Origin of the sequence: Micromonospora sp. NPDC049282 (assembly GCF_043197045.1) — a bacterium.
GTDB lineage: Bacteria > Actinomycetota > Actinomycetes > Mycobacteriales > Micromonosporaceae > Micromonospora.
The window spans coordinates 90,745-99,119 of record NZ_JBICSL010000020.1; the positions used below are offsets into that span (position 1 = coordinate 90,745).

An 8,375-nucleotide genomic window follows, 5' to 3' on the forward strand; every position below is an offset into this window, starting at 1 on the left:
CGGGGGCGGCGCCTGTGGTCGATCTCGTCACCCCACCCTACGCCGGTACGCCCCGACCGCCACTCGACGACGTCGCGGCGGTCCGGCACGCGCCGAGCGGCCCGGGCCCGGCATTGTTACGATCCGGTCGTCCCTGCCCGGCCGGCAGCCTGCGGAAAGGCGTGATGGTGGTTTCCCAACGGAGAATGCCCGAAGCCGCACCGCTGAGCATCTCCGTGGACCGCTCCGACCCGGCCACCCCGGTCATCAGCGTCGGCGGCGACCTGGCCTACTCCACCGCGGCGCCGCTGCGCGCCGAGGTCGACCGCCTGCTGGCCGGTCGGCCCGCGGTGCTGGTGCTCGACTTCGGCGGGCTGAACTTCCTGGACAGCACCGGCCTGTCCGTGATCGTGCACGCCTGGCGCGAGGGGCAGCAGATCGGGACGGCGATCGCGCTGCGGGCGGTCCCGCGCTTCCTGGCGACCATCCTCGACATGACCGGGGTCACCGGTCTGCTGGACCGCCCGCCGGCCGACGGGCGGTCCGCGTCCCGCTCGGCCGCGTCCGCGTGACCCCGGGGTTTCCGGACCACCGCCGACTGGGAACATGAGCCCATGCCCTCCCCGCTGTTGACCATCGAGGTGGATCGGCTCGACGCCGGGACCGCCCGGCTGCGGGTGGCCGGTGAGCTCGACTTCGACACCGCCGCGGAGCTCGTCGAGGCCGCCGCCGAGCTGCGCCGCGACGGTCACCAGGAGCTGTGGCTCGACTTCGCCGGGGTGACGCTGTGCGACTCGTCCGGCCTGAGCGCGTTGGTGGTGATCCACCGGTCCGGCACCGCCGGGATCCACCTGATCGACGTGAGCCCGCACGTCCGGCGGTTGCTGGACCGTACCGGCCTGACCGAGCTGCTCCCCGCTCCGCCCCGCGCGGCGGCCGGCGACGCCCGCGAGGTGGGCTGAGGAAACCCGCACCGGGTTCACGGGCAGGGGGTGGCCCCCGACCCTGGGACCAGGGGTCGGGGGCCGGGAGGATGGCTCAGGCGGCGGGCACGGCCGGACGGCTCGGCCCGCTGTCGCGCTCCCGTCCCGCCAGCGGCGGTTCGGCGTCCTCCGGCACACCGGAATCGGGCGTCTGGAACAGGTAACGGACGAAGTCCGCGTCCGCGTCGTCGTCCTCGCCGGGCCACTGCCCGACGCAGTCGACCCCGACCACCTCGCGCCCGCCGCCGTCGTTCTCCTCCAGCAGCGCCCACAGGGTCACCGGGTAGCACCGGGTGGCGTCCGTGCCGAGGCGCCAGCGGGCGTACCAACCGGGACGGGCGGGGACGATCTCCACGATCCGTTTCATGACGACCTACCCTTCCGCGTGCGTCGGAAGTTGTCCGGTCCCTGCGATCGTGCGGCCCCGGCGGGTGAGCGTCCCTCACCCGCAGCGAATGAAGCGGGTCGCTCCACGGGCGCCCGTTAGCTTCCCCGCAGCGCCGGGAAGGCGACCGGCGCAAGCGCCACCGACCAGGAACGAGGTGCGAGGAGATGCGGAAGCAGATGGAGGGCGACAACCAGCGCCGCCGGGCCCTGGCCCGCCAGGCCCGGGAGCAGGGCCGGCGGCCGAGCCAGACCGGTGCCAGCCTGAGCGCGTCCAAGCAGGTCACCTCGCTGGACCGGCACGACCGGTCCGGTCCGCCGCCGGCCGGCCGGCACAAGCCGGACAGCACGCGTGGCGGTCCCGCACCGCCGGCGGTCGGGGTGGCGGAGCGCCCGCGCCCGCTGCCCGACCCACGGCCGGACGCGGCGGTCCCGATGCGTTACCGGGATCTCGTGGACGCCGTGAGTCGGCGGGCCGGCGTCGACTTCGCCGAGGCGAAGATCGCGGCGGAGGCCACCGTGCTCGCCCTGGCCTGGGCGCTCGACGAGACCGAGCGGGAACGGCTGCTCGACGCGGTGCCGGTGAAACTGCACGACGTGGTGCCGGTGGACGGCATCGAGCGGCGGCAGGACCTGCCGGGCTTCCTGGCCGAGGTCGGGCGGCGCAGCCGGCTCACCCCGGAACAGGCGCGCTACCAGGCCGAGGCGACCCTGGCCGCGCTGGCCGACGCCGACGCCGAGCTGGTCGGCTCGCTGCGCGTACCCGACGGGTTGCGGGATCTGCTCGCGCCCGCGGACTACGGCGGCGGTCTGGTGGGCGCCTCCTCGGCCACCGCGCCGCTGACCGAGCCGGAGCTGCGGGACGCGCTGGCCGCGCTCCCCTACTGGTCCAGCGACCGGCGGACGTTGGTGCGCACCATCGAGTTGCCCGGCGGCAACCTGGACCGGGTGCTCGACCGGCTGGACCGGCTCAGGGACAGCGGCGGCCGCGGTCCGCAGATCGGCCGGCCGGATCCGGACAACGCCCTGCTCACCGTCCGGACCCAGCAGGTCGACGGCGTGACCGCCGCGGACGTGGACCTGGCGCACCGGGTCGACGCCGCGATCGACGAGGCCGGCGCCGGCATGGCCGCCGGCTGAGGTGCAAGGCGGGGCCCCGCTCAACGCCTCCGGCATAGGCGGGGCCCCCGCTTGACATCTGGACGGCCCGGTAGCCTGCCGAAGGTGGAGAGCGACACCGAGGTCCTGGAGATCGTCGTGGACCCGGCCCGGCCCACCGGGCGCACGCTGCTCGCCGACGGGGTCGAGCAGTCCTACGTGGACGTGGCCGACGCCCGCCACCTGCACTTCGAGTACGTACGGCGGATCGCCGCCGTGATCGAACTGAGCGCGCCGCCCGGCCGGCCGCTGAGCACCCTGCACCTGGGCGGCGGCGCGCTCACCCTGCCGCGCTGGCTGGCCGCCACCCGCCCCGGTTCGGCGCAGCGGGTCGTCGAGCGCCATCCCGGCGTGGTCGACCTGGTCCGCCGGCGGCTGCCGCCGGTGCCGCCGGAGGTGGTGGTCGCGCTCGGCGACGCCCGCGACGCGGTCACCGAGGCGCCGGCCGGGGCGTACGACGTGGTGGTGGGCGACGTCTACCGGGCGGCCCGGATGCCCGCGCACGTGGCCGCCGTGGAGTTCGCCACGCAGGTGGCCCGGGTGCTCTGCCCGGACGGCGTCTACCTGGTCAACCTCACCGACCTGCCGCCGCTGGCGCACACCCGCGCGCAGGTGGCCACGCTGCGCGCCGTCTTCGCCGACGTCTGCCTGCTCACCGACCGGCGGATGCTGCGCGGCCGGCGGTACGGCAACGTGGTGCTCGCCGGCACGCTCCGCCCGGGGCGGCTGCCGGTGCGTCGCCTCGCCGCCCGGGTCGCCGGCGACCCGGTGCCGGGCACCGTGCTGCACGGCGCGACGCTCGACGCGTTCGCCGCCGACGCGTGGCCGGTCACCGACGCCGACCTGGCCTGAGCCCGGGTTTTCCGCCGGGCAGGGCGGGTAGCCGCGCCGGATGAGCGTCGCCGACGACCGGTCCACCGCCCGCCGGACGCTGATCGTGATCGGCCTCGTGCTGGCCAGCGTGGTCGGGTTGGCGCTGGTCTGGGCGACCCGGCGGGTGCTCGTCTGGGGTCTGGTCGCGGCGTTCCTCGCGGTCGCCCTCAAGCCGCTGGTCGACCGGCTGGAGCGCCGGGTACGCCGGCGCGCGCTGGCCACCCTGCTGGTCTTCCTGGTGGCGTTCGTGCTGCTCGCCGCGTTGGGCACGCTCATCGTCCTGCCGCTGGTGGACGAGTTGGGTCGGCTGGCCGACCGGGCGCCGCACGTGGTGCACGAGGCGCAGGCCGGCCGGGGACCGGTCGGCGAGCTGCTGGACCGCCTGCACCTGCTGCGGTACGCCGAGCCCGGCCAGTTGCGCCGGTACGGCTCCCGGCTGGGCGAACCGACGGTCGGGTTGGTGCGCGGCGTGGCGCAGGCCGTCGCCGCGCTGGTCACGGTGGTGGTGCTGGCGTACCTGATGGTGTTGGAGGCGCCCCGGATCACGGCGGCCACACTGCGGCTGGTCGGTGACGGCCCGGCGGAGCGGTTGCGGCGTATCGGCCGCGACTCGTCCCGGATCGTCACCGGCTACCTGAGCGGCAACCTGGTGATCAGCCTGATCTGCGGTGTCCTGACCTTCGCCGTGCTGCTCCTGCTCGGGGTGCCGTTCGCCGCGGTGATCGCCCTGGTGGTCGCCGTGGCCGACCTGATCCCGCTGGTCGGGGCCACGCTGGGGGCGATCGTCGCGGCCGGGGCGGGGTTCGCCCGCTCCCCCACCGCCGGCATCGTGGTGCTGGTCTTCTTCGTGCTGTACCAGCAGGTGGAGAACCATCTGCTCCAACCGGTCATCATGTCCCGCGCGGTCCGGCTGAACCCGTTGACCGTGTTGTTCAGCGTGCTGCTGGCGGCCGAGCTGGCGGGCCTGGTGGGCGCGCTGCTGGCGATCCCGGCGGCCGGCGTCGTGCAGGTGCTGCTGCGCGAGTTCGTCCCCGCCGGGCGACTGGCCCTGGCCGCGCCGGCCGACGGCGACCCGGCCGCCGCAGGCGGTCCGGCCGACGGTCCGGGCCCGGTGACGTGGGACCGGCCGCCGGCCGGTGGATGAGCGCCGGGCCGTCAGGCCCGGCGGACCAGCTCCGGCGACTCGCTCTCCAGCGGCACCGCGTTGGCCGGGACGAGGCCGAGCTGCACCGCCGGGCGGGGCAGCGTGGCGTCGAGCGCCCAGTCCGCGGCGACGCGGGGCCGGTTGCCGGGCATGGCCAGCAGGTGATAGCCCCGGGTGACCGCCTTGGCCGGCAGGCCGGACAGCGGCACCTTCAGCGGGTTGGCCGCCGCGTCCTTGCCGCCCAGGTCCACCACCCAGCCCAGGTCGTGGTGCTTGTACGACTTACGGGCGCCCTGCCCGTACGAGGCGGCGATGTTGTGCGCGGCCAGCTTGCCCTGCCGTTGGGCGTGCTGCGCGGTCATCGCGCACACCTGGCCGGGGCGGGTCGGATCCGGTACGGCGGCGGCGTCGCCGCAGGCGAACACCTCCGGAAAGCCGGGGACGTTGAGGTACTCGTCGACCACCAGCCGGCCCTTCTCGGTGCGCAGTCCCAGCTCGGCCACGAGCGGGTCGGGGCGCACCCCGACGCACCAGATCAGGCTGCACGTGGGGACGTACTCGCCGTCGGTGAGCATCACCCCGTCCGGGGTGGCTTCGCCGACCGAGGTGCCCATCCGGACGTCGACGCCTCGGCGGCGCAACACCCGGTCGGCGGTGACGGACATCCGCCGGTCCAGTTCGGGCAGCACGCGGGGGGCGACGTCCAACAGCATCCAGCGGGGCCGGACCTTGAGGTGCGGGCGCTGGGCCAGCAGCCGGTCGGTGAAGAGCTGTCCGTGCGCGGCGACCTCGGTGCCGGTGTAGCCGGCGCCGACCACCACGAACGTGGTGCGGGCCCGCTGCTCGGCCGGGTCGTCGGTCAGCTCGGCCAGCTCGACCTGCCGGACCACGTGGTCGTGCAGGTAGAGCGCCTCGGGCAGGCCGCGGAAGCCGTGCGCGTACTCGGTCACGCCGGGGATGGGCAGCAGCTTGTTGACGCTGCCGACGGAGAGGATCAGCCGGTCGTACGCGAGCTGACCGTGGTCGCCCTCGGCGGAGCGGTAGCCGACCCAGCGGTTCTGCAGGTCCACCCGGTCCGCCTCGCCGACCACCACCCGGACGCCGTCGAGGGTGCCGGCGAGCGGCACCGAGATCCGGGTCGGCTCGATCACGCCGGCCGCCACCTCGGGCAGCAGCGGCAGGTAGAGGAAGTAGTTGGTCGTGTTCAGCAGGACGATCTCGGCCCGGTCGCGGGCCAGCCGGCACAACGTCTTGGCCGCGTGGTACCCGGCGAACCCGGCCCCCACGATCACCACACGTGGTTTCGTCATGTCTGCTGCCGTTCCCGGGCAGACCTCCGACAAACGTCCCGACCATCCATCCACCTGCGCCGATATGGACATTCCTCGTGATCGGCGCGAGGATGCCGGGATGGGAAACCACGAGACCGCCGAGGGCCGACCCACGAGGTCGACCCGGCGTACCTTCCTCACCGCCTCCGCCGCGGCCACCGCCGCCGCCGTCGCCACGCCGCTCGCCGCGGACCCCGCGTCCGCCGCGGCCGCCGTCCCGCACGGCCCGGGCCGGCCGGCCCGGCCGCAGCCGCCGGACCGCGAGCTGACCGCGTTGCTGCGCGAGATCGACCGAGCCCGGATCGAGGCCACCGTCCGGCGACTCGCCGCGTTCGGCACCCGGCACACCCTATCCAGCCAGGACGATCCGGTACGCGGCATCGGGGCCGCCCGCGACTGGATCCACGCGCAACTGTCCGGGTACGCCGCCGCGTCCGGCGGCCGGATGACCGTCGAACTCCAGTCGTACGTGCAGGAGCCCGCCTCCCGGATCCCGACCGCCACCACCATCACCAACGTGGTGGCCACGCTGCGCGGCGACGTCACGCCCGAGCGGGTGTACGTGATCACCGGCCACTACGACTCGCGCGCCACCGACGTGATGGACGCGGTCGGCGACGCGCCCGGCGCCGACGACGACGCGTCCGGGGTGGCCGTGGTGATGGAGCTGGCCCGGGTGCTGGCGACCCGGCGCACCGAGGCCACCATCGTGCTCGCCGCCGTCGCCGCCGAGGAACAGGGACTGTACGGCTCGGCGTACCTGGCCGGCCGGTTGAAGGCCGCCGGCGTGGACGTGCAGGCCATGTTCAGCAACGACATCGTCGGCAGCAGCACCGCCGACGACGGCACCCGCGACCCGCGTACCGTGCGGCTCTTCGCCGAGGGCGTGCCGACCGCGGAGACGCCGGCCGAGGCGAGCGTGCGGCAGTCCGTCGGCGGCGAGAACGACTCCCCGTCGCGACAGCTCGCCCGGTTCGTCAGCGACGTGGCCGACAACGGCGCGACCGGGATGGACGTCCGGGTGATCTACCGGCGCGACCGCTACCTGCGCGGCAGCGACCACATCTCGTTCCTGCGCGAGGGCTGGCCGGCCGGCCGGTTCACCGAGCCGGCCGAGGACTTCGCCCACCAGCACCAGGACGTCCGGGTGGTGGACGGCGTGCAGTACGGCGACCTGCCGGAGTTCTGCGACTTCGACTACATCACCCGGGTGGCCCGGGTGAACGCCGCGACGCTGTGGTCGCTCGCCCAGGCGCCGGGCACGCCGAAGGGGGCGATCGTGGTCACCACGAACCTGACCAACGACACGACGCTGCGTTGGCAGCGCGGCGCCGAACCGGACCTGGCCGGCTACGAGGTGGTCTGGCGGGAGACCACGGCCGACCGGTGGCAGAAGGTGCTGGCGGTCGGGGACGTCACCGAGGTGACGATCGACCTGTCCAAGGACAACGTGTTCTTCGGCGTGCGGGCGGTGGACCGGGCCGGGCACCGCAGCCCGGTCGCGTTCCCGAAGCCCGGCAGCTGAGGCGGCGGCCGGTCAGGGCGTCGGCGGGGCGGTGATCGCCCAGCGCTCGTGGTCGCGCCACGCCCCGTCGACGAACAGGTAGTCCGGGGAGAAGCCCTCCAGCCGGAAGCCGAGACGGCGGGCCAGCCGCCGCGACGGCTCGTTGCCCGGCTGGATGTTCGCCTCCAACCGGTGCAGCCCGAGCGCGCCGAACGCGTGCTCGATCACCAGTCGCACGCCGGCCGAGGCGTGACCGGTCCCCGCGTACGGGCGGAACGCGGCGTAACCGAGGTAGCCGCCTCGTAGCGCGCCGAGCACGATGCCGCCGATGTTCGCGTACCCGGCGATCTCGCCGCTGACGTGGTCGCAGAACAGGAACCCGGAGGTGTCCCGCGTCCGCGTCCGGCGCAGGTACGCCGCGTACCGCTCGGCGTCGTCCGGCGCGGCCAGCCACGGGTGGTGCAGGTCCCGGCTGCGCCGGGCGGCGGCCACGAACTCCGCCTCGTCGGCGGGGCGGGGACGGCGGATCGCGACTCGGCCGTCGCTGCGCAGATACCTCACGAACCCCACTCTCAACCACCCGCCCCCGCACGGCCCGAGCGGGGTGGCTCGGCGTGGACCGGTCCGCCCGGGTCACGGCCGCACGTGGTCGACGTGCCGCGACTGCACCTCGCCGACACGGCGGTATCCCGCGCTTGATCGACGCCACCTCGCCGAGGTGGCGGCATCCCGCCCCTTGATCGACTCCAGGTCGCCGTGGTGGCGGTGTCCCGGCGCGTCCGATCCCGCCCCTTCGGCGAACTGGAGTCGGTGCACGGGGAACCCGCCCACCTCTGGGCTCGGTGGGTGATTTGTGCAGTTCGGGGGTGGGGTGGGTGGGGTGGGGTGGGGTCTGTCCGGTTCGGGCGGGCCGGGCGTGGTCGGCGCCACCGTCATGGCGGAATCGGCGCCGGGGGCGGGGCGTTATACCTGGCAGACCGCGTGGAGCCCGGCCCTCTCGGGCCGCCGGCAGCCCGGTC

General features: G+C 74.8%; 9 protein-coding genes. 6 read left to right on the top strand and 3 right to left on the bottom strand.

The features are described 5' to 3' along the window. The first annotated feature begins 185 nt into the window (after nucleotides 1–185). On the top strand, nucleotides 186–551 hold the full coding sequence (locus ACGFI2_RS26285; protein WP_393521724.1) for an STAS domain-containing protein: 366 nt from the start codon (nucleotides 186–188) through the stop codon (nucleotides 549–551). Between the two features lie 42 nt (nucleotides 552–593). Further along, complete coding sequence (locus tag ACGFI2_RS26290) at nucleotides 594–941, top strand: STAS domain-containing protein (protein ID WP_393521726.1); 348 nt, start codon at nucleotides 594–596, stop codon at nucleotides 939–941. A 76-nt stretch (nucleotides 942–1,017) separates the two neighbouring features. Here ACGFI2_RS26290 and ACGFI2_RS26295 read toward each other — a convergent pair whose 3' ends face one another. Continuing rightward, nucleotides 1,018–1,329 (bottom strand): hypothetical protein, encoded by a 312-nt coding sequence (locus tag ACGFI2_RS26295; protein WP_393521728.1) that lies wholly within the window; start codon nucleotides 1,327–1,329, stop codon nucleotides 1,018–1,020. Nucleotides 1,330–1,514: 185 nt separating this feature from the next. Here ACGFI2_RS26295 and ACGFI2_RS26300 point away from each other — a divergent pair, with 185 nt between their 5' ends. The 3 genes from ACGFI2_RS26300 (at nucleotide 1,515) to ACGFI2_RS26310 (ending at nucleotide 4,521) form a co-directional block, all read left to right on the top strand. Beyond that, nucleotides 1,515–2,486, top strand: a complete 972-nt coding sequence (locus ACGFI2_RS26300) for a DUF2267 domain-containing protein (RefSeq protein ID WP_393521730.1) — start codon at nucleotides 1,515–1,517, stop codon at nucleotides 2,484–2,486. 84 nt (nucleotides 2,487–2,570) lie between these two features. After that, nucleotides 2,571–3,356 (top strand): spermidine synthase, encoded by a 786-nt coding sequence (locus ACGFI2_RS26305; protein ID WP_393521732.1) that lies wholly within the window; start codon nucleotides 2,571–2,573, stop codon nucleotides 3,354–3,356. Nucleotides 3,357–3,396: 40 nt separating this feature from the next. After that, nucleotides 3,397–4,521, top strand: a complete 1,125-nt coding sequence (locus ACGFI2_RS26310; RefSeq protein WP_393521734.1) for an AI-2E family transporter — start codon at nucleotides 3,397–3,399, stop codon at nucleotides 4,519–4,521. 11 nt (nucleotides 4,522–4,532) lie between these two features. Here the strand turns inward: ACGFI2_RS26310 and ACGFI2_RS26315 are convergent, their stop codons facing one another. Beyond that, nucleotides 4,533–5,831, bottom strand: coding sequence for an NAD(P)/FAD-dependent oxidoreductase (locus ACGFI2_RS26315; RefSeq protein ID WP_393521736.1), 1,299 nt, complete (start codon nucleotides 5,829–5,831; stop codon nucleotides 4,533–4,535). 100 nt (nucleotides 5,832–5,931) lie between these two features. Here ACGFI2_RS26315 and ACGFI2_RS26320 point away from each other — a divergent pair, with 100 nt between their 5' ends. Then, on the top strand, nucleotides 5,932–7,377 hold the full coding sequence (locus ACGFI2_RS26320; protein WP_393521738.1) for a M20/M25/M40 family metallo-hydrolase: 1,446 nt from the start codon (nucleotides 5,932–5,934) through the stop codon (nucleotides 7,375–7,377). Nucleotides 7,378–7,389: 12 nt separating this feature from the next. Here ACGFI2_RS26320 and ACGFI2_RS26325 read toward each other — a convergent pair whose 3' ends face one another. Then, nucleotides 7,390–7,917 (bottom strand): GNAT family N-acetyltransferase, encoded by a 528-nt coding sequence (locus ACGFI2_RS26325; RefSeq protein WP_393521740.1) that lies wholly within the window; start codon nucleotides 7,915–7,917, stop codon nucleotides 7,390–7,392. Nucleotides 7,918–8,375: the final 458 nt, after the last annotated feature.